The organism is Thioclava marina, from assembly GCF_002020135.1.
Lineage (GTDB): Bacteria > Pseudomonadota > Alphaproteobacteria > Rhodobacterales > Rhodobacteraceae > Thioclava > Thioclava marina.
Window position 1 is genome coordinate 1,675,885 of the sequence record NZ_MPZS01000001.1, and the last position, 19,919, is coordinate 1,695,803.

The 19,919-nt window shown below is 64.9% G+C and carries 19 protein-coding genes; 13 read left to right on the plus strand and 6 right to left on the minus strand.

Annotation, left to right across the window (positions count from 1 at the left end; translation table 11 throughout):
* Positions 1-35 precede the first annotated feature (35 nt).
* Together ribA and BMG00_RS08095 are read left to right on the plus strand one after the other, a co-directional pair.
* Positions 36-1,112 (plus strand): GTP cyclohydrolase II, encoded by a 1,077-nt coding sequence (gene ribA, locus BMG00_RS08090; RefSeq protein WP_078573891.1) that lies wholly within the window; start codon positions 36-38, stop codon positions 1,110-1,112.
* Positions 1,112-1,666 (plus strand): L,D-transpeptidase family protein, encoded by a 555-nt coding sequence (locus BMG00_RS08095; protein ID WP_078573893.1) that lies wholly within the window; start codon positions 1,112-1,114, stop codon positions 1,664-1,666. The genes ribA and BMG00_RS08095 overlap by 1 nt, the downstream gene beginning before the upstream one ends.
* Here the strand turns inward: BMG00_RS08095 and BMG00_RS08100 are convergent.
* Both BMG00_RS08100 and BMG00_RS08105 read right to left on the minus strand, forming a co-directional pair.
* Positions 1,663-2,316 (minus strand): YggS family pyridoxal phosphate-dependent enzyme, encoded by a 654-nt coding sequence (locus tag BMG00_RS08100; protein ID WP_078573894.1) that lies wholly within the window; start codon positions 2,314-2,316, stop codon positions 1,663-1,665. The genes BMG00_RS08095 and BMG00_RS08100 overlap by 4 nt on opposite strands.
* 98 nt (positions 2,317-2,414) lie before the next feature.
* Positions 2,415-3,425, minus strand: coding sequence for a porin (locus BMG00_RS08105; RefSeq protein ID WP_078573896.1), 1,011 nt, complete (start codon positions 3,423-3,425; stop codon positions 2,415-2,417).
* 294 nt (positions 3,426-3,719) lie between these two features.
* Between BMG00_RS08105 and BMG00_RS08110 the strand changes: the two genes are divergently transcribed.
* The 5 genes from BMG00_RS08110 (at position 3,720) to BMG00_RS08130 (ending at position 9,648) form a co-directional block, all read left to right on the plus strand.
* On the plus strand, positions 3,720-4,262 hold the full coding sequence (locus tag BMG00_RS08110; protein WP_078573898.1) for a DUF3576 domain-containing protein: 543 nt from the start codon (positions 3,720-3,722) through the stop codon (positions 4,260-4,262).
* A 152-nt stretch (positions 4,263-4,414) separates the two neighbouring features.
* Complete coding sequence (leuS, locus tag BMG00_RS08115) at positions 4,415-6,973, plus strand: leucine--tRNA ligase (RefSeq protein ID WP_078573900.1); 2,559 nt, start codon at positions 4,415-4,417, stop codon at positions 6,971-6,973.
* A complete protein-coding gene (gene lptE, locus BMG00_RS08120; RefSeq protein ID WP_078526255.1) occupies positions 6,960-7,454 on the plus strand; it encodes an LPS assembly lipoprotein LptE in 495 nt (164 codons plus the stop codon). The genes leuS and lptE overlap by 14 nt, the downstream gene beginning before the upstream one ends.
* Complete coding sequence (holA, locus tag BMG00_RS08125; RefSeq protein ID WP_078526257.1) at positions 7,451-8,473, plus strand: DNA polymerase III subunit delta; 1,023 nt, start codon at positions 7,451-7,453, stop codon at positions 8,471-8,473. The genes lptE and holA overlap by 4 nt, the downstream gene beginning before the upstream one ends.
* Positions 8,470-9,648 (plus strand): TIGR03862 family flavoprotein, encoded by a 1,179-nt coding sequence (locus BMG00_RS08130; RefSeq protein ID WP_078573902.1) that lies wholly within the window; start codon positions 8,470-8,472, stop codon positions 9,646-9,648. Before holA ends, BMG00_RS08130 begins: the two co-directional genes overlap by 4 nt.
* 50 nt (positions 9,649-9,698) lie before the next feature.
* Here the strand turns inward: BMG00_RS08130 and BMG00_RS08135 are convergent, their stop codons facing one another.
* Positions 9,699-10,295, minus strand: a complete 597-nt coding sequence (locus tag BMG00_RS08135) for a glutathione S-transferase family protein (RefSeq protein ID WP_078526261.1) — start codon at positions 10,293-10,295, stop codon at positions 9,699-9,701.
* Between the two features lie 161 nt (positions 10,296-10,456).
* On the opposite strand from BMG00_RS08135, the gene BMG00_RS08140 reads away from it, so the two are divergent.
* Entirely contained in the window at positions 10,457-11,692 is a 1,236-nt protein-coding gene (locus BMG00_RS08140; protein WP_078573903.1) for an MFS transporter, read from the plus strand.
* Here BMG00_RS08140 and BMG00_RS08145 read toward each other — a convergent pair.
* Positions 11,680-12,531 (minus strand): SDR family oxidoreductase, encoded by an 852-nt coding sequence (locus tag BMG00_RS08145; RefSeq protein WP_078573905.1) that lies wholly within the window; start codon positions 12,529-12,531, stop codon positions 11,680-11,682. The two genes, BMG00_RS08140 and BMG00_RS08145, sit on opposite strands and share 13 nt — an antisense overlap.
* 102 nt (positions 12,532-12,633) lie before the next feature.
* Here BMG00_RS08145 and ade point away from each other — a divergent pair, with 102 nt between their 5' ends.
* The 4 genes from ade (at position 12,634) to BMG00_RS08165 (ending at position 17,289) form a co-directional block, all read left to right on the plus strand.
* Positions 12,634-14,436, plus strand: coding sequence for an adenine deaminase (gene ade / locus BMG00_RS08150; RefSeq protein WP_078573906.1), 1,803 nt, complete (start codon positions 12,634-12,636; stop codon positions 14,434-14,436).
* A complete protein-coding gene (locus BMG00_RS08155) occupies positions 14,433-15,908 on the plus strand; it encodes an AMP nucleosidase (protein ID WP_078573908.1) in 1,476 nt (491 codons plus the stop codon). The genes ade and BMG00_RS08155 overlap by 4 nt, the downstream gene beginning before the upstream one ends.
* 132 nt (positions 15,909-16,040) lie before the next feature.
* Positions 16,041-16,328 (plus strand): HU family DNA-binding protein, encoded by a 288-nt coding sequence (locus BMG00_RS08160; protein ID WP_038075280.1) that lies wholly within the window; start codon positions 16,041-16,043, stop codon positions 16,326-16,328.
* An 85-nt stretch (positions 16,329-16,413) separates the two neighbouring features.
* Positions 16,414-17,289 (plus strand): DMT family transporter, encoded by an 876-nt coding sequence (locus BMG00_RS08165; protein ID WP_078526271.1) that lies wholly within the window; start codon positions 16,414-16,416, stop codon positions 17,287-17,289.
* Here BMG00_RS08165 and BMG00_RS08170 read toward each other — a convergent pair.
* Positions 17,286-17,849: a DUF4202 domain-containing protein gene (locus BMG00_RS08170; RefSeq protein ID WP_078573910.1), complete on the minus strand. Its 564-nt coding sequence runs from the start codon at positions 17,847-17,849 to the stop codon at positions 17,286-17,288. The two genes, BMG00_RS08165 and BMG00_RS08170, sit on opposite strands and share 4 nt — an antisense overlap.
* A gap of 82 nt (positions 17,850-17,931) precedes the next feature.
* On the opposite strand from BMG00_RS08170, the gene BMG00_RS08175 reads away from it, so the two are divergent.
* Positions 17,932-18,618, plus strand: coding sequence for an NnrU family protein (locus BMG00_RS08175; protein WP_078573912.1), 687 nt, complete (start codon positions 17,932-17,934; stop codon positions 18,616-18,618).
* A gap of 16 nt (positions 18,619-18,634) precedes the next feature.
* On the opposite strand, the gene BMG00_RS08180 is transcribed toward BMG00_RS08175, so the two are convergent.
* Positions 18,635-19,816 (minus strand): lytic murein transglycosylase, encoded by a 1,182-nt coding sequence (locus tag BMG00_RS08180; protein WP_425444005.1) that lies wholly within the window; start codon positions 19,814-19,816, stop codon positions 18,635-18,637.
* Positions 19,817-19,919: the final 103 nt, after the last annotated feature.

A 19,919-nucleotide genomic window follows, 5' to 3' on the forward strand; every position in this document is an offset into this window, starting at 1 on the left:
TTCAATTTGTTACAGTCGGGGCTATCTCAGAGCGCATGAGCGGCAAATTCACCCTTGGGCCCAGCCCCACCGAGAGACTCAATCGCGCCCGCGCGGATCTGCGCATGGGGGTGCCGGTCCTGCTATCGGGTCACCTCGCCGTGGCGGTCGAGACGCTCTCTCCGGAACGGCTGGAGGCGCTGCGCGCGCTGGGGCCGCTGGTGCTGGCAATCACCGCGCGGCGGGCCTCGACGCTCAAGGCGCGCGTCTATGACGAGGATGTCGCGCGGATCAAAGTGCCTGCGGAGGCAGATCTGCGCTGGCTGCGCGCCCTGGCCGATCCTGCCGATGACCTCCGCGTGCCGATGAAGGGTCCGCTCGAGGCGCTGCGCGGCGGCGATGCCGATCTTGCCCGAGCTGCGATCCGGCTCGCGAAATCCGCCCAGCTTCTGCCCGCAGCCCTTCTAGTCGAAGCGCCCGAGCCCGCGCCCTCCGATCTCACCTGCGTTTCTGCCGAAGAAGCGCTGACCGCCTCCGACATTCCGCAAGCCTTCGCCCCGGTTTCTGCCGCGCGCGTGCCTATGCGCGCCGCCGAAGCGGGCCGGCTGCATATCTTCCGCCCTGATGACGGCGCCGAAGAGCATTACGCGATCGAGATCGGCCAACCCGATCGGTCGAAACCGGTGCTCGCGCGGCTGCATTCGGCCTGTTTCACCGGCGATGTTCTGGGCTCTCTCAAATGCGATTGCGGCCCGCAGCTCGACGCGGCTCTGACGATGATGGGCCATGAGGGGACGGGCGTTCTGCTCTACCTCAACCAGGAGGGGCGCGGGATCGGGCTTGCCAACAAGATGCGCGCCTATTCGCTTCAGGATCAGGGGTTCGACACGGTCGAGGCGAACCATCGGCTCGGCTTCGAGGATGACGAAAGGGATTTTCGTATCGGCGCGGCGCTGCTGAAAAAGCTCGGCTTCTCCAGGGTCCGGCTTCTTACCAACAATCCCGCCAAGGTGAAGATGCTGGAGGCGAACGGGATCGAGGTTGTGGAGCGCGTGCCCCTCAAGGTCGGCATGAGCCGCCACAACGCCGCCTATCTCGCCACCAAGGCCGCGAAGTCGGGACATATCCTGTGATGCTGCTGACCCCGACGGGGCTCCTCTTTCACGGTCGTCGTTTTCCCGTCGAGATCGGACGCGGCGGCGTCACCTCTGACAAACGTGAAGGCGACGGGGCGACCCCTGCGGGCCGTCTCCACATTCTGCGCATGTTCTATCGTCCCGACCGGCTTTCCCCGCCCCAGCCCTGGGCCGAGCCCATCGGCCCGCGCGACCTGTGGTGCGACGCCCCGGATCATCCCGACTATAACCAGCGCGTGAAAATGCCTTTCGCGGCTTCCCATGAAGCGATGCGCCGCGCCGATCCGCTCTACGACATCGTGCTGATCACCGACTGGAACTATCCCGAGGCAATCCCGGGCAAAGGCTCCGCAATCTTCCTGCATCAGCGCCGCCGCGCGGGCTACCCCACAGCCGGCTGCCTTGCCTTCCGCCGCGACCACCTGATCTGGATCGCGCAGCGGATCGCACCGGGCGAAGCGCTCGACATCCCACTTCCTCTTGGCAAAAATATCCTCCGGGGGTCCGGGGGTGGAAAACCCCCGGCGTTCAGCATCCGCGACAAGGCTTAGGAATAATCCCGCGCGCCGAAGATGGCCGAGCCCACGCGCACATGGGTCGCCCCTGCCGCGATGGCTTTCCCGAAATCCGAACTCATCCCCATCGACAGCCCCTCGAGCCCGTTGCGCACCGCCATCTCGGCAAGCATCGCGAAATGGGGGCTGGGGTCTTCGCTTTCGGGCGGGATGCACATCAACCCCTTTACCGGTAGATCCATCTTCCGGGCTTCGGCGACGAACGCGTCAAGATCGTCAGGCAGCACACCCGCCTTTTGCGGTTCGGCACCAGTGTTCACCTGAATGAAAAGGTCGGGAGAAGAGCCGCGCGCCTGCGCGAGATTGGCAAGCTTCTTCGCAAGAGAGGGCCGGTCGAGCGTGTGGATCGCCTCGAAAAGCTCCACGGCGAGCTTCGCCTTGTTGCTCTGGAGCGGTCCGATCATATGGACTTCGCAGCCTAGGAATTCTTCGCGCCAGGCCGGCCATTTGCCCTGGGCTTCCTGAACGTAATTCTCACCGAAGAGACGATGGCCCGCGCGCAGCACGGCCTCGACCCGCTCGGGGGGCTGCACTTTCGACACGGCGATCAGCTTCACCGAGCCCGACGCACGCCCCGCAGCGCGCTCCGCCTCCGCGATTCGGGTTTTGATTTCGCTCAGTCCCATCAGGCCCTCCTTTTCCGGGGCCCAAGAAACACCGCAAACCCCAAAAAGAAAAGAGCGGGCACAAGGCCCGCTCTTCCCTTCGTTCAGATCCGTAAGGATTAGAACGAGAACTTGATGCCGAGGTCGGCAACAGCGTCGGTGCCCGACAGATCGTCATCAGCGATACCGCCTTTGACAACCGCGCCACCGCCGAGGTCGTACTCAGCGCCGATACCCCACCAGGTCACGTCCGCGTCAGCAGCCGACTTGTCGTCGAGCTTCTGGACGTAGCCGCCAACGGTGGTCGCACCGAAGACCGACGAAACGCCGAGGCCGTACCAGTTCGCGTCGGCGTCTTTGCCGAGCTGCGAAACAGCCGCTTTAACCGAGGTGTTGCCGAACTTGGCGACACCAGCGAGGGTCAGCATGTCGACGTCGACGAAATCGCCGTCAGCGACTTCGTAGCCCATGCCCACGGTGTAGTTGCCGAAGGTGTAAGCACCGGCGATCGCGTATTCCTGGCCAGCGTCAGCGCCTTTGTTCTTGCCGTCCGACATCGAGGCCGCGACCGAGAACGCACCGAAGGTGCCGGTGTACAGCAGGTTCGGGCCCGAGGTGTAAGCGCCAGCAACCGTGGTGGTGACAGCGGTGGTGCCGGTGCCGATGGTGGTGACCACCTGGTTAGCAACGCTGAAGCCGCCGTTATCGCCGGTCAGGTACGGGATGTCGTTCGAGAAGCCACCGATGGTGGTCAGGTCCGAGTAGCCAACTTCGTAGAAGTCGCCGAACAGAGCTTCCGAAGCGCCGACAACGTCACCCATTTCGACTTTGCCGAAAGCGCCCGAAACGTAAACCGAGCCTTCGAGGCCGTAAGCAGCGCCGTTCGAAGCGGCCGAGTCGCCAGCCTGGTCAGCGCGGAACGAACCGCCGAACTCGAGGCCGCCGTCGGTCTGACCCGACAGGGTGAACTTGACGCGAGCGCGGCTGTTGAAGTTCCACTCGTTGTCGGTGGTAGCGGTCTGACCGTCGTAACGGACACCCATGCGGCCGTCGCCCGAAACGGTGACTTCAGCGGCGGCAACGCCGGCGGTCAGCACGAGAGCGGTCGTCGCGAAGAGAACCTTTTTCATCGTTTTCCCTCATTGTCTTACAGATAACCCCCAACTCAGGGACATCCGAATTGGGTATGCTGCTCTTTTCCTCTCCCACCCCCAGCAATGCAACTCAAAGAGCCCCGCCGTGGCGAATAGCCTCTTTGATGGTGCAGAGTTGCCACAGTGCCGATCGCCCCGCCCCGAACCCTCGCGGGCGCGCAGGCCTGCGGGGGATGGATTTGCCTACCCGGAAAAACCTTGTCGGGCATGGGGGCTTGGGCTAGAGAAAGGGCAAGTTCAAGGACGTAAAGCCGACGGGGACCGCTTCGCATGATCACCAGAACCCTTCTGAAGAGCACGGCAATTCTGGGGCTGTGCCTCTCGCTTGCGGGCTGCGGCGGCGGGAAGCTTTTCTCCTGGGGCGGCGCGAGCGCCGCGAATCCCGACCAGCGCGCGGCGAACCAGCTTGAGCACACGCGCGGCTACAACGAACCCGTGGCCGATGACACCAACCGCACCATCGCCAAGAAATCCTCGGTCTGGGATCTTTTCGGCAACAAGGGCGATCCCAACATCACCGTCGAGGTGAACAAGTATATCTGGCAGGCTTCGCTCGAAGTGCTTGATTTCCTGCCGATTCAAGAGGTCGATCCCTTCTCCGGCGTCATCGTGACCGGCTACGGCACCCCTCCGGGCGGCGGCCGTGCCTACAAGGCGACCGTCTACGTCACCGATCCCGCACTTGATGCACGCTCGCTCAAGGTCTCGATCCAGACTCGCGGCGGCGCGGTGTCGCCCGACACCCAGCGCGCAGTCGAGGATGCGATTCTCACTCGCGCCCGCCAGCTTCGGATCCGCGACTCGAAGCTCTGATCGCGCCCCGGACAGCCGAACCGATTTTCTCATCCCCGCCCGAGCCAGCCTCCGGCGGGGATATTTCTGTCCAAATGCCCGCTGCCGCTGGACCTTGGCCCCGTGCCCAGTGTAGCAAGCACGCGCAGAATTCGACGTGATGGGGGTCTGACATGGCACGCTACGAACCGAGCCAGAGCGAGACGAAATGGCAAGAGGCCTGGAACAAGGCCGATCTCTTCGCCGCGCGCCGCGATCCGGCCAAGCCGAAATACTACGTGCTCGAGATGTTCCCCTACCCCTCGGGCCGCATCCACATGGGCCACGTGCGCAACTACACGATGGGCGACGTGGTCGCGCGCTACAAGATGGCCAAGGGCTTCTCGGTGCTGCATCCGATGGGCTGGGACGCCTTCGGGATGCCCGCCGAGAACGCCGCGATGGAACAGGGCGGCCACCCCAAGGACTGGACCTACGGTAATATTGCCGTGATGAAGGACCAGATGAAACCGCTCGGCCTCTCGATCGACTGGTCGCGCGAGTTCGCCACCTGTGACCCGGAATATTACGGCCAGCAGCAGGCGATGTTCATCGACATGCTCGAAGCAGGCCTTGTCTATCGCAAGAACGCGGTGGTGAACTGGGATCCGGTCGACATGACCGTGCTGGCCAACGAACAGGTGATCGACGGCAAGGGCTGGCGCTCGGGCGCTGAGGTCGAGCGTCGCGAACTGACGCAGTGGTTTTTCAAGATCTCGGATTACGCCGAGGAACTGCTCGACGCGCTCGACAACCTCAAGGACTGGCCCGAGAAGGTGCGCCTGATGCAGGCGAACTGGATCGGCAAGTCGCGCGGCCTGCAATTCGCCTTCTCGACGGTGGATGCGCCGGACGGCTTCGACCGACTCGAGGTCTACACGACCCGCCCCGACACGCTGATGGGCGCAAGTTTCGCCGCGATCTCGCCCGATCACCCGCTGGCCAAGCATCTCGAACGCCACGACCCCAAAGTGGCCGAGTTCGTCGCGAAATGCCGCGCGGGCGGAACGACCGAGGAAGCGATCGAGACCGCCGAGAAGCTCGGCATGGACACCGGGATCAAGGTCCGGCACCCGCTCGACACCAGCTGGGAGCTGCCGGTCTATATCGCGAACTTCATCCTGATGGATTACGGCACCGGCGCGATCTTCGGCTGCCCGGCCCATGACGCACGCGACTTCGAGTTCGCCACGAAATACGGCCTGCCGATCACGCCCGTGTTCGAGCCTGTCGAGGGAGACTACCCCGCAGCCGAATACGTCCCGCTGAAATCCGAGAAGGTCCGTTACGTCCGCGGCTTCGCGGGCGAAGAGGTGCAGACCGGCGAAGAGGGCGTCGCGACCGCCATCGCCTTCTGCGAGGAAAACGGCATTGGTCAGGGCGTGACCAAGTTCCGCCTGCGCGACTGGGGCCTGAGCCGCCAGCGCTACTGGGGCTGCCCGATCCCGGTCGTTCATTGCCAGACCTGCGGCGTGGTGCCCGAGAAAAAGGAAAACCTCCCCGTCGCGCTGCCCTATGACGAGGACGGCCAGAAGATCGACTTCTCGATCCCCGGCAACCCTCTGGATCGCCACCCGAGCTGGCGTGACTGCGCCTGCCCGAAATGCGGCGCGCCCGCCAAGCGCGAAACCGACACGATGGATACCTTCGTCGATTCGAGCTGGTATTACGCGCGCTTCACCTCGCCGCGCGCGACGACGCCGACCGATCCGGCGGAAGCCGAGTACTGGATGAATGTCGATCAGTATATCGGCGGCATCGAGCACGCGATTCTGCACCTGCTCTATTCGCGCTTCTTCGCCCGCGCGATGCACAAGACCGGCCACCTGCCCGCGAAGGCGATCGAGCCCTTCGATGCGCTCTTCACGCAAGGCATGGTCACGCATGAGATCTACATGACGCGCGACGAAAAAGGCCGCCCCGTCTATCACCTCCCCGAAGAGGTCGAGGACGGCAAGCTGAAGGCGACGGGCGCGACGGTCGAGATCATCCCTTCGGCCAAGATGTCGAAATCCAAGAAGAATGTGGTCGATCCGGTCTCGATCATCGAGAGTTTCGGCGCCGATACCGCGCGCTTCTTCGTGATGTCCGACAGTCCGCCCGAGCGCGACGTCGAATGGACCGCAGCCGGGGCTGAGGCGACCTCTAAGTTCCTCGCCCGCGTTCACCGGATCGCCGACGAGATCGCGACCTCGGACGCGCCCGCTGATGCCGCCGAGGACGCAGCGCTCCTGAAGGCCACCCACAAGACGATCGACGAGATCACCAAATCGATCGAGGGGTTTGCCTTCAACAAGGCGGTGGCGGCGCTTTACGGCCTGACCAACACGATGTCGAAATCGAAGGCCGGGACCGAGACCAAGCGCGAAGCGATGAAGCTCGTGGCGCAGCTGATGGCGCCGATGGTCCCGCATCTGGCCGAGGAAGTCTGGTCGATGCTCGGCGGTGAGGGCTTCGTGATCGCTGCCGCCTGGCCCGAGGCCGACCCGGCCCTTCTGGTCGAGGATGAGGTGACCTTGCCGATCCAGATCAACGGCAAGCGCCGGGCCGAGATCTCGGTGCCGAAAGACATGCCGAAGGAAGAGGTTGAAAAGCTGGTTCTGGCCGACGAAGCTGTGGTGAAGGCGCTGGCCGGTGGCCAGCCCAAGAAGCTGATCGTTGTACCGGGGCGGATCGTCAATGTGGTCATCTGACAGACGTGCTTTTCTGGGGCTCGCAGGGGCGGCAGCCCTCGCAGGCTGCGGCTTCACCCCGGCCTACGGGCCGCAGGGCGGTGCCGCGAAACTGCTGAACGGTGTGCAGCCCGACGCGCCCACGACCCGCGACGGGTTCGAGCTGGTCCAGCAGTTGGGCGCACGGCTCGGGCCCTCGGGCACGCCGCGCTATCGCCTCGCCTACACGATCACCACCAAGGCGATCGGCCAGGGCATCGCGCCCGACAACGCCACGACGCGCTATCAGCTCAACGGCTCTGTCGACTACACCTTGCATGACGCGGGCACCGACGCGGTTCTGCTGACGGGGCGCGTGACCTCCTTCACCTCGTGGTCGGCCACCGGAACCGTAGTCGCGACGCAGGCGGCCGAGCAGGACGCCCATCGCCGCCTGATGCGCATCCTCGCCGATCAGATCATCACGCGCCTCCTCGCCCAGGCACCGGGCTTGCCGGAATGAAACTGACCGGCGTTGCAGCGACCCGCTATTTCGCCAAACCCGAACCAGAGCGCACAGGCCTTCTGATCTTCGGGATGGATGCGATGCGCGTGGCGCTGCGCCGTCAGGAAGTGATCGTAGCCCTTATCGGTCCGCAAGGCGAAGAGGAAATGCGCCTGAGCCGCATCGCGGGCGGCGATCTGCGCAAGCAACCCTCTCTGCTTCTGGATGCGATCAAGGAGGTCGGCTTCTTTCCCGGCCCGCGCGTCGCCTTCGTCGAGGACGCGACCGACGCGATGGCCGACGCGGTCATGACGGCGCTGGATGAGTGGCGCGAAGGCGATGCGCAGATCGTGGTCACCGCCGGATCGCTCACCGCGAAGTCGAAACTGCGCAAGGCCTTCGAGGGGCACAAGAACGCCTATGCGATCGGTATCTATGACGACCCGCCAAGCCGCGAAGAGATCGAGGACATCCTGCGCCGCGCTGACCTGCGCGACATCTCGAACGAGGCGATGACCGATCTGGTCACGCTCTCGCGCGCCCTCGACCCGGGCGATTTTCGCCAGACGGTCGAGAAGATCGCACTCTACAAATTCCAAGATGACACCCCTCTGACCCCCGCCGATGTCGCCGCCTGCGCGCCCTCCTCGGTCGAGGCGGGCGTCGATGACGTTCTCTCGATCGTGGCCGAAGGGCGCGCCCCCGAGCTCGGTCCGGTGATGCGGCGGCTGGAAAGCCAGGGCGTGCAGCCCGTGCAACTCGCGATTGCGGCGATGCGCCACTTCCGCGCCCTTCATGCCGCAGCCTCGGACCCGCAGGGTCCGGGCTCCGGCATCGCACGCATCCGACCGCCGGTCTTCGGGCCGCGCCGCGACCGGATGCAGCGGCAGGCGCAAAGCTGGGGCATGTACAAGCTCGAGACCGCATTGAAGGAGCTGGTCGAGGCCGACCTGACCCTGCGCTCGGCCAGTCGCGCGCCGCAAATGGCGGTGATGGAACGCGCGCTGATGCGGCTCGCGATGCTGGCGCGGCGGTGAAAGACGCACTTGTCATCGGAGGCGGCCCGGCGGGCCTGATGGCCGCCGAGGAATTGGCCCGCGCGGGTCACGCGGTCACACTAACCGAGGCAAAACCGACGCTGGCGCGCAAATTCCTGATGGCCGGGAAATCCGGGTTGAACCTGACCAAGGATGAGCCGCGCGAGGCGTTCCTGTCGCATTACTCCCACCCGCAGATCGCCGCGATCACCCGCGAGTTCGGCCCCGAAGAGGTGCAGGACTTCGCCCGCGATCTTGGCATCGAACTGTTTACCGGCTCCACCGGCCGCGTCTTCCCGGTCGAGATGAAAGCCTCGCCGATGCTGCGCGCCTGGATCGCGCGGCTGGAGCGTCTCGGCGTCACGATCCGTACCCGCTGGCGCTGGCAGGGCTTCGACGGTGACGGGCTGGTCTTCGACACGCCCGACGGCCGCCAATGCCTTTACCCCGATGTCACTATCCTGGCGCTTGGCGGCGCGAGCTGGCCGCGCCTCGGCTCGGATGCCGAATGGGTTCCGTGGCTCGCCACCAAGGGCGTGACCGTCTCCCCGTTCCAGCCCTCCAACATGGGCTTCGCGATCGACTGGTCACCGCACATGGCCGACCTCCTCGGCCAGCCCGTCAAAGGCGCGGCGCTCATTACGCCCACCCGCCGCACCCGGGGCGAATTCGTGATCTCCACCCGCGGCATCGAGGGCGGCGGGATTTACGAGATATCGGCCGAATTGCGCGACGGCGCACCGCTTTCCCTCGACCTCGTTCCCGATCTCAGCGTCGAAGACCTCGCCACCCGCCTCGCGAAACTCCCGCCGAAACAGAGCCTGAGCAATCGCCTCCGCAAAGCTGCCAAACTCGATCCGGTCAAACTCGCCCTCGCGCTTGAATGGGGCCGACCGATGCCGAACGAACCGGCCCAACTCGCCGCGACCCTCAAATCCCTCCCCGTCCCGCTCGGCCCCCCGCGCCCGCTGAGCGAAGCAATCTCGAGCGCCGGCGGCATCGCGTGGGGCAGCCTCACGGACGATCTCGAACTCACCGACCTGCCGGGGGTCTTCGCCGCGGGCGAAATGCTCGACTGGGAGGCACCGACCGGCGGCTATCTCCTCACCGCCTGCCTCGCCTCGGGTCGTCATTCCGGACGCGCCGCCGCGAAACGCCTCGCCACTTCTTCTTGATGAAAATATCTCGGGGGGCTGGCGGCACGCCAGCGGGGGCGGCGCCCCCTCTACCCGTCCCGCCGCGCCACCGCGCGTTTATAGGCAGGGCGCGACCGCATCCGCGCGTGATATTCGCTCAACCGATGCTCGACGATCGGAAACTTCGCCATCAGCGCCCAGTCGAGGCAATGCGTCAGGATGATATCGGGAACGGTCAGATCGTCGCCGGTCACGAATTCCCCCTCGCTCATCCGGTGGATCAGCGTGTGCTGCGAGCGCTCGAACTCCCAGCGTAGCGAATTCTTGATCCCCGAAAGCCGAAGTTCCTCGGGCAGGATGAAACTGTGCCGCGCGGCGGTCCAGAGATTGGCGTCGAACTCGTCGAGCAGGAATTGCGTCACGCTGTCCTGGCGCGCGCGCTCCAATGTGCCGGGCTTGTGGGTGAAGCGCCCATGCGCATCGGAGAGATAGGTGATGATCGCGGTGGAATCGGTGATCGGCGTGCCGTCGACCACCAGAACCGGCACCTTGCCCGCCGGATTGAAGGCCACGACATCTTCCGAACGCGGCGCGGCGCGCACATGCTCATATTCCAGCCCCAGTTCCTCGAGCATCCACAGCACGCGCAAGGTGCGCGACCCGACCGTTCCGATAACCGTATACATCCTGCCTCCACGTCCATTTTGCGGCATTGGGCCACGGCTCCGGGGGAGGTGCAAGCCATCCGCGCGATTGTGACCGGAACAAGCCTGCAATTGACGCGCCGCAGCATTCGTGACGAGATGCACCCTCGCGCGGAAGGGAGATCCGCCGGGGAGACGATAGAATGACCCAAGCCAGACTGTTCACGCCGGTTCTGATCGGCGGCGCCGTGATCCTGATGCTGAGTTTCGCCGTCCGGGCGAGCTTTGGCGTGTTCCAGATCCCGATCGCGAGCGAGTTCAACTGGCCGCGCGCCGAATTTTCCCTGGCGATCGCGGTGCAGAACCTCGCCTGGGGGATCGGCCAGCCGATCTTCGGTGCGATCGCCGAGCGCTGGGGCGACCGGCTGGCGATCATTCTTGGGGCGCTGGTCTATGCATTGGGCCTCGTCTTGTCGGCCTTCGCAATCCACCCCGAGCAGCACCAATTGCTGGAAATCCTCGTGGGCTTCGGCATCGCGGGCACGGGCTTTGGCGTGATCCTCGCCGTGGTGGGGCGCGCAACCTCGGACGAGAACCGCTCGCTCGCGCTTGGCATCGCCACCGCTGCCGGTTCCGCGGGTCAGGTCTTCGGCGCGCCCATGGCGGAACTACTGCTCAGCCATTTTCCCTGGCAGACCGTGTTCCTGATCTTTGCCGCGGTGATCCTCGCCTCGCTCATCTTCCTGCCGCTGATCCGCGCCCCCGAACGCGCCAGTCGCGCGGAATTGGCCGAGAGCATGGGCACCGTTCTGATGCGTGCCTTCCGCGACCCCTCCTACACTCTGATCTTCCTCGGCTTCTTCTCCTGCGGCTATCAGCTTGGCTTCATCACCGCGCATTTCCCCGCGATGGTGACCGAGATGTGCGGCGCGGTGCCGCCCGGCTCGCTGCTGGCTGGAATCGGGATCGAGACGACCTCGGCGCTCGGCGCGGCCGCGATCTCGGTGATCGGGCTCGCCAATATCGTGGGCACGATCTATGCGGGCTGGGCGGGCAAGCGCTGGTCGAAGAAATACCTGCTCGCCGGGATCTACCTGCTGCGCACCTTCGTCGCCGCCGCATTCATCCTGACGCCGATGACGCCTGCGACCGTGCTGATCTTCTCGCTTGCGATGGGGGCGCTGTGGCTGGCCACCGTGCCGCTGACCTCGGGGCTGGTCGCGCATATCTACGGGCTGCGCTACATGGGCACGCTTTACGGGATTGTCTTCTTCTCGCACCAGGTGGGCGCGTTCCTCGGCGTCTGGCTGGGCGGCAAGCTCTATGACGCCTATGGCGATTACACGATCGTCTGGTGGGTCGGCGTCGGCGTGGGCGCATTCTCCGCGATCGTGCATCTGCCCGTGCGCGAGAACCGGACCGGCCTTCAGCCCGCCTGATCGAGCATCGCGCGCAACCCCGAACGGTAATCGGGGTAGTGCAGCGTCACGCCCAGATCGCGCTTGATCTTGTCGTTGCGCACCCGCTTGCTCTCGGCATAGAAGCTGCGCGCCATCGGGCTGAGATCCGCCTGTTCGAAGGCCACCTCGGGCGGCAGCGGCAAGCCGAGCAACTCAGCGGCAAAACCGATCACGTCCTGCGGCGGGACCGGGTCGTCGTCGCAGACATTGTAGACCGCGCCCGGATCGGGATGCTCGATCGAGGCCAGCAGCACCTGCGCGATATCCTCCACATGGATGCGCGAGAAAACCTGCCCCTCCTTGACGATCCGCCGCGCGGTGCCTTGGCGCACCTTCTCGAAGGGCCCGCGCCCGGGCCCGTAGATCCCCGCGAGGCGGAAGATATGCAGCGGCAGATCATGCGCTGCGGCCAGCGCCCTCCAGGCTGCCTCGGCCTCCACCCGCGCCCGCCCGCGTCTGGTGGAGGGGGTGAGCGGGGTCGCCTCGTCCACCCAACCACCCGCGTGATCGCCATAGACTCCGACGGTCGAGAGATAGCCGACCCACTCAAGATGCTGCGCCGCGGCAATCGCCTCATGCTGCGCAGCGAGAACCGGGTCGCCCTCGGCACCGGGCGCAACGGAAGTCAGCAGATGGCTCGCCTCATCGAGTGGCAGAGGACCACCCTCCCAGATCAGCGGCTCCACCCCTTCGGCACGCAACGCCTCGGCCTTCTCGGGACTGCGGGTCGTGCCGATCACACGCCAGCCCCGCGCCAACAGCAGGGCAGAGAGGGCGCGCGCCGAATAGCCATGCCCGATAGAGAGAAGTGTCGGCATATCGGCCCCCTTTCGCCTGTCTGTCACGCGACATTGGTAGACGCTGCGTGAGGGCATCACAACGTCTCTTGAACCTTCCCGCAGGCAATGACAGGCTTGGACATGGAACAGAAGAACAAGATCAAATCCTGGCCCGAAGCCGCAACGCGACTGATTGCCGTGGCTGCCGGGCGCGAACCCGCCGACCTCGTGATCCGCGGCGGAAAATGGGTCAATGTCCACTCGCGCGAGGTGCTCGACGGTTACGACATTGCCGTGGCCGAGGGTCGTTTTGCCGCCATTGCGCCGGACCTGTCGGGGAGCATCGGACCTGGGACCGAGGTGATCGAGGCCGAAGGGCGCTACATGGTGCCGGGGCTGTGCGACGCGCATATGCATATCGAGTCGGGCATGCTGACGCCCGCCGAATTCGCGGCCGCCGTAATCCCGCACGGCACGACCACGATGTTCACCGATCCCCATGAGATCGCGAATGTCCTTGGCCTCGAAGGCGTGCGGATGATGCATGACGAGGCGTTGATGCAGCCCGTGAACATCTTCACGCAGATGCCGTCTTGCGCGCCCTCTGCACCGGGGCTCGAAACCACGGGCTTCGAGATCACCCCCGAAGATGTGGCCGCGGCGATGCAATGGCCCGGGATCATCGGTCTGGGGGAGATGATGAACTTCCCCGGCGTGATCGCAGGCGACCGCAAGATGCTGGCAGAGATCGCGGCGACACAGAACTTCAACAAGACGGTGGGCGGGCACTATGCCTCGCCCGATCTGGGCAGCGCCTTCCGCGCCTATATCGCGGGCGGGCCGGCCGACGATCACGAGGGCACTTGCGAGGCCGATGCGATCGCGCGGGTGCGGCAAGGCATGCGCTCGATGATGCGGCTGGGCTCGGCCTGGTATGACGTGGAGACGCAAATCACCGCCGTCACCGAGAAGGGTCTCGATCCGCGCAACTTCATCCTGTGCACCGATGACTGCCATTCGGGCACGCTGGTGCATGACGGGCATATGAACCGCGTCTTTCGCCATGCGGTCGCGTGTGGGGCCGATCCGCTCGTGGCGCTGCAGATGTGCACGATCAACACCGCGACCCATTTCGGCCTGGAGCGCGAACTGGGCTCAATCACGCCCGGCCGCCGCGCCGATCTGATCCTGACCTCGGACCTCGCGACGCTTCCGGTCGAACACGTGATCGCGCGGGGCAAGACCGTCGCGAAGGATGGCAAGTTGCTGGCCGAGTGCCCGCATTACGACTGGCCCGAAAGCGCGCGCAACACCGTGCATCTGGGCAAGACCCTCATGGCTGCGGATTTCGAGATCGCAGCCCCCGAGGGCGCGAACACCGTCACCGCCAAGGTGATCGGCGTGATCGAGAACCAGGCGCCGACCAAGGCGCTGACGGCGGAGATCGACGTGACCGACGGGCTGGCCCAACCTGACACCGAAAAAGACATTGCGCAGATCGCACTGGTGGAACGCCATCAGGGCACGGGCGGGGTCACCAATGGCTTCGTGTCGGGCTTCGGCTACAAGGGTCGGATGGCAATGGGCTCGACCGTGGCCCATGACAGCCACCACATGATCGTCGTGGGAACCGACCGCGAGATGATGGCCGCCTGCGCCAACCGGCTTGGCGAGATGGGCGGCGGGGTTTCCGTCTGGAAAGACGGGGCCGAGATCGCCTCGGTGCCGTTGCCGATCGCAGGGCTGATGTCGGACGATCCGGCCGAGACGGTGGCCGCGCGCGCTGCGAAAATGGTCGAAGCCATGGCCGCCTGTGGCTGCACCCTGAACAACGCTTACATGCAGCATTCGCTGCTCGCGCTCGTCGTGATCCCCGAAATCCGCATCTCGGATCTGGGGCTCGTGGACGTGACACGTTTTGAACTGACGGACCTTTTTGAATGAATGAAACGCTCGAATTGATCACGCCCGAGGCGGCAGCCGCCGAGACCTTTACCGATGCCGCGAAGGCGGTCGCCCATCTCGAGTCGCTTTATGCCGAGGCGACGGGTTTCCTGCTCGAGAAGTTCAACGAAACACTCGAAAGCAAGACCGCGACGGCCCGCTTCCGCGCCTTCTACCCGGAGGTGCGTATCACTGTGTCCTCGCATACCAAGGCCGACAGCCGTCTGAGCTTCGGCCATGTCGCCCTGCCCGGAACCTATGCCGCGACGATCACCCGGCCCGACCTGTTTCGCAATTACCTGACCCAGCAGCTGGGCCTGCTGATCAAGAACCATGGCGTGCCGGTTCATGTCGGACCTTCGGAGACACCGATCCCGGTGCATTTCGCGGTCGCCGCCCATCCCGAGGTGACCGTGCCGCAGGAAGGCGTGCTCGATTTCAGCCTGCGCGACGTATTCGACGTGCCCGATCTTGCGGGGATGAACGACGATATCGTCAACGGCACGGCTGGGCCCAACCCCGACGGCTCGGGCCATCTGGCCCCGTTCACGGCGCAACGGGTGGATTATTCGCTCGCGCGCCTCTCGCATTACACTGCGACCGCGGCCGAGCATTTCCAGAACCACGTATTGTTCACGAACTACCAGTTCTACGTGGACGAGTTCGAGGCCGTGGCGCGGCGGATGCTGGCGGATCCGGACTCGGGCTATTCGAGTTTCGTGGCGCCCGGAAATCAGGAGATTTCCGACCCGCAGGCCAGCATTCCGGGGCTTGCGAAACTGCCGCAGATGCCGGCCTATCACCTCAAGCGTCCCGATGGTCAGGGCGTCACGCTGGTCAATATCGGTGTGGGCCCGTCGAACGCGAAAACCGCGACCGATCATATCGCGGTGCTGCGCCCCCATGCCTGGCTGATGGTCGGCCATTGCGCAGGGCTTCGCAATTCGCAGCAACTGGGCGATTTCGTACTCGCCCACGCCTATTTGCGCGAAGATCACGTGCTCGACGACGACCTGCCGGTCTGGGTGCCGATCCCGGCGCTGGCCGAGGTGCAGGTCGCCTTGCAAGAGGCCGTGGCCGAGGTCACCAAACTGGAAGGTTATGAGCTCAAGCGGATCATGCGCACCGGTACCGTGGCCACGATCGACAACCGCAACTGGGAGTTGCGCGATCAGTCCGGCCCGGTTCATCGCCTCAGTCAGTCGCGCGCCGTCGCCCTCGACATGGAAAGCGCCACGATCGCCGCGAACGGCTTTCGGTTCCGAGTCCCCTACGGCACGCTTCTATGCGTGTCCGACAAGCCGCTTCACGGCGAGCTGAAACTCCCCGGCATGGCGACCGAATTCTATCGCACGCAGGTCGCGAACCACCTGTTGATCGGGATCCGCGCGATGGAGAAACTTCGCGAAATGCCGCTGGAACGGATCCACAGCCGGAAATTGCGTAGCTTCGAGGAAACAGCGTTCCTGTGACGCAGGAAAATCCCCGCGCATATCCCGAAAAGGACTTGCCATGCTCAATAAAAACGTGTCGAACATGGCCCACCAACCGTGAAACACGGACGAAATTGACCCCGGTGCAGCGGGGCGAAGAGAGGAACGAAAATGTCGAAACCGATGACCAAGACCCAATTGGTGGCCGCCCTCGCGGAAGCGATGGACGCCGACAAGAAAACCGCTTCGGCCGCGCTCGACGCGATCTCCGCGGTCGTGACGAAAGAAGTGGCTGCCGGCGGCGCCGTGACCCTCCCGGGCATCGGCAAAGTGTACTGCAAGTCGCGCCCCGAGCGCATGGTCCGCAACCCGGCCACCGGCGAGCAGATGCAAAAGCCCGCTGACAAGCAGGTCAAGGTTACCGTGGCAAAAGCGCTCAAGGACAGCGTGAACGCCTGATCCCTTTCCTCGGGCAACTGAGGGACAGAGAGCATCAAGGGCGCCCGCGAGCAATCGGGGCGCCCTTTTCAGGTCCGGAGGACGCATGGATCTGCGCGCAATCGGAATGGGGCTGGCCTTTGCCCTGATGTGGTCGTCGGCCTTCACATCGACCCATATAATCGTCGCTGAAGCGCCCCCGCTCGCGGCACTGTCGGTGCGCTTCCTGATCTCTGGCGTGATCGGCGTCGCGCTCGCACGCGCCTTGGGCCAGAGCTGGCAGCTCAGCCGGGCGCAGTGGCGTGCGACGCTTATCTTCGGGCTGTGCCAGAACGCGCTTTATCTCGGGTTCAACTGGGTCGCGATGACGATGGTCGAGGCTTCGGTGGCGGCGATCATCGCCTCGACCATGCCGCTGATCGTGGGCGCGCTTGGCTGGATCGTGTATCGCGACCGGATCCCGCCGCTCGGTATCGCGGGGCTCGTGGCGGGTTTCGCTGGCGTGGGCATCATAATGGGGGCACGGCTGCAAGGCGGCGTGGACCCGCTGGGTCTGGGGCTGTGCTTCGCAGGCGCGCTGGCGCTGGCCGTCGCGACCCTGACCGTGCGCGGCGCGAGCGGCGGCAAAGGGGGCGTGCTGATGATCGTCGGGCTCCAGATGCTTGTGGGCGCCGCCAGCCTTGCTGTCGTCTCGCTCCTCACCGAGCATCTGAGCGTAACGGTCACCCCGAAGCTGACCATTGCCTTCATCTACACGGTGATCGTGCCGGGGCTGATGGCGACCTGGGTCTGGTTCCGTCTGGTTGGCCGCATCGGAGCGATACGCGCGGCAACCTTCCACTTCCTGACGCCGGTCTTCGGCGTGGCGATTGCAGCGTTGGTGCTGGGTGAAAAGCTCGACTGGCACGACGCGCTCGGCGTCGCGGTAATCGCGGGCGGCATCCTCGCGGTACAGATCTCGAAACAGGAAGCCCGCCGCTAGGCGCGGAAGGCTGCGGCGAAAGGCTCCGGCAGATCGAACTCCGCGAGCGCGCGCGCCCGACCCTCGGCCGACATCTTGCGCGCGGTCTTCTCGACGATCTTCAGAAGCGCCTCGGGCTCCTGACTGGGGGCGAAGGGCGCGAAATAGTGGCGCAGGAAGGTAAAGCAGATCACGTCTTCCAACGCCTGCACCTCCGCATCGCGCTTGATCCCTTCCTTGCGCAGCATCTTCTCGACCTGCGCGACCTCATCCTCGGAATAGCCCGCCTCGGCCATGATCGCTCCCACGCGGGCCGCATGACGCCGCCCCTGTTCGCGCCGCCATTCGAGATATCCCTGCCGCCCCTCGGGGAAGTCCTTGCGCGGCAGGAGCCAGCGCTCGATATGCTGCCCGCGCGCGGCGATTTGCAGCCCTTCGCTGGCGTCCGGGAAAAGCCGCTCCAGTTCCGCCGTCATCCGCTCTCCATAGAGCCGCGCCGCGGGAGCGCCGTCCTCAAGTGTCGGGTCCAGATCATTGGCGGCATCGATGGCGGCAAGCGCCTTCACAACTCTGTCGGTCATTGAGCATTCCTTCCCGCGCGGGGCTGACTTTTCTCAAGGCGTTGTGCCATGGATCAGGGCAAGCTGCCACAAGGAGGCGCATATGACCGGCTGGAGCGAATTCATTCTCGCGGGGATGCTTTTTCTTGCATCACACGCGATACCCTCGATGCCCAAACTCAAGGCAGCACTGGTGCGCGGCCTGGGCCAGCGCGGTTGGGTGATCGGGTTCAGCCTGCTCTCGACGGCTCTACTGTTCTGGGTGATCTTCGCTGCCGGACGTGCGCCTTACGTGGAACTATGGCCGCAAGAAACCTGGGCGCGCTGGCTGGTCAATATCGCGATGCCTCTGGCGATCCTGCTCGGCAGTTTCGGGGTCGGCGCGCCCAATCCTTTTGCCTTCGAGGCCCGAGCATCCGGGTTCGACCCGGTTCATCCCGGTATAGCGGGACTGACGCGCCAACCCCTGCTATGGGCCATCGCGATCTGGGCTGCGGCGCATCTGGTCGCCAATGGTGATCTCGCGCATCTGATCCTGTTCGGAGCCTTCGCGCTGTTTACGGCAATGGGCCTGCGCGCGCTCGAGGCGCGCAAGCGTCGGCAGATGGGCGAGACGGAATGGCAACGCCTGAGCGCACGGACCGGGCTGATCCCCGGCGCAGCGCTCGTCGCCGGGCGCTGGCGCCCGAAGGGTTGGCCCTCTCCGACCCGTCTCATCGTGGCGGTGCTGGTCTGGGTGACGCTCTACCACCTGCACGCGCCAGTGGTCGGGGTCAGTCCGCAACCTTAAGCAACCTTAAGCAACCTTAAGAGCCGCGCAGAACCTGCAACAGCTCCAGCGTCGCATAGCCATCGGGCGGGAGCCCGCGCGCTTTCTGAAACGCAACGATAGCCTTCGTCGTGTTCGCGCCGATCTTGCCGTCGGTTCCATCGGTGTCGAATCCCGCCGCCGTCAGGCGCTCCTGCAACTCGACCTTCTGCGTTTCGCTCAGCGGCTTTCCGGTCCGCGGCCAGTCCTGCACGAAGGGCCCCTTGCCCTTCAGCCGGTCCGACAGATGCCCGACTCCGATCACGTAGCTGTCGGCCGCATTGTAGCGCGAGATGGCGCGGAAATTGCCGAAGATCATGAAGGCCGGACCTTTTGCGCCAGCCGGAACGAGAATCGAGGCCGCGCCGTAATTCGGCACCGTGCCACCCGCGGCCGAACGCACGCCGAGCTCCGCCCAATCGGAGGGGCTCTTTTGCGTGCCCTTGCCCGTCAAGCCGTAGTTGAACCCGGAGGGCAGGATGACCTCGACGCCCCAGGGCTGCCCCTTCGACCAGCCCGAACGTGCGAGGTAAGCCGCCGTGGAGGCCAGCGCATCGGTCGGGTCGTCCGACCAGATGTCGCGCTTGCCGTCGCCGGTGAAATCGACCGCATAGGCGAGATAGGAGGTAGGGATGAATTGCGTGTGCCCCATGGCCCCGGCCCACGAACCGGTCATGTGCCGCGCATCCACATCGCCCGACTGGATGATCTTGAGCGCCGCAATAAGCTGCTTGGCGAAGAACTCGCCGCGCCGCCCGTCATAGGCCAGCGTTGCCAGCGCAGGGATGATCGCGGTCTTGCCGCGATAGGCGCCGTAACGGCTCTCCATGCCCCAGATCGCGACGACGACCTCTTTCTCGACCCCGTATTTCCGCTCGATCGCGTTCAGCTGCGGGCCATATTGGCGCAGCATCTGCTGACCGGTCGCGATCCGCTCGGGCGAGACTGCGCTGTCGAGATAGTCCCAGATCGCCTTGGTGAATTCCGACTGATAGCGGTCGCGCTCGATCACCTTGGGATTGTAGCGCGCATCGGCCATCGCGCGGTTCCAGGTGCTCTCGCTGATACCGTTGGCCATTGCCCGCGTCTTGAACCCGGCAAGCCAGGCCTCGAAGCGCGCTTCGGTCGCGGGATCGGCGGCGGGGATCGGATCGGCCACGGGCGTAGAGCCTTTCAGCATCGGGCGCGGCGAGGATTCGGGAGGGCCCGCACAGGCCGACAGCGCCGAAAACGCCATGAAAGTCAAAGGAATGATCTTGCCCGGAAATGTCATTTGCCTGCCC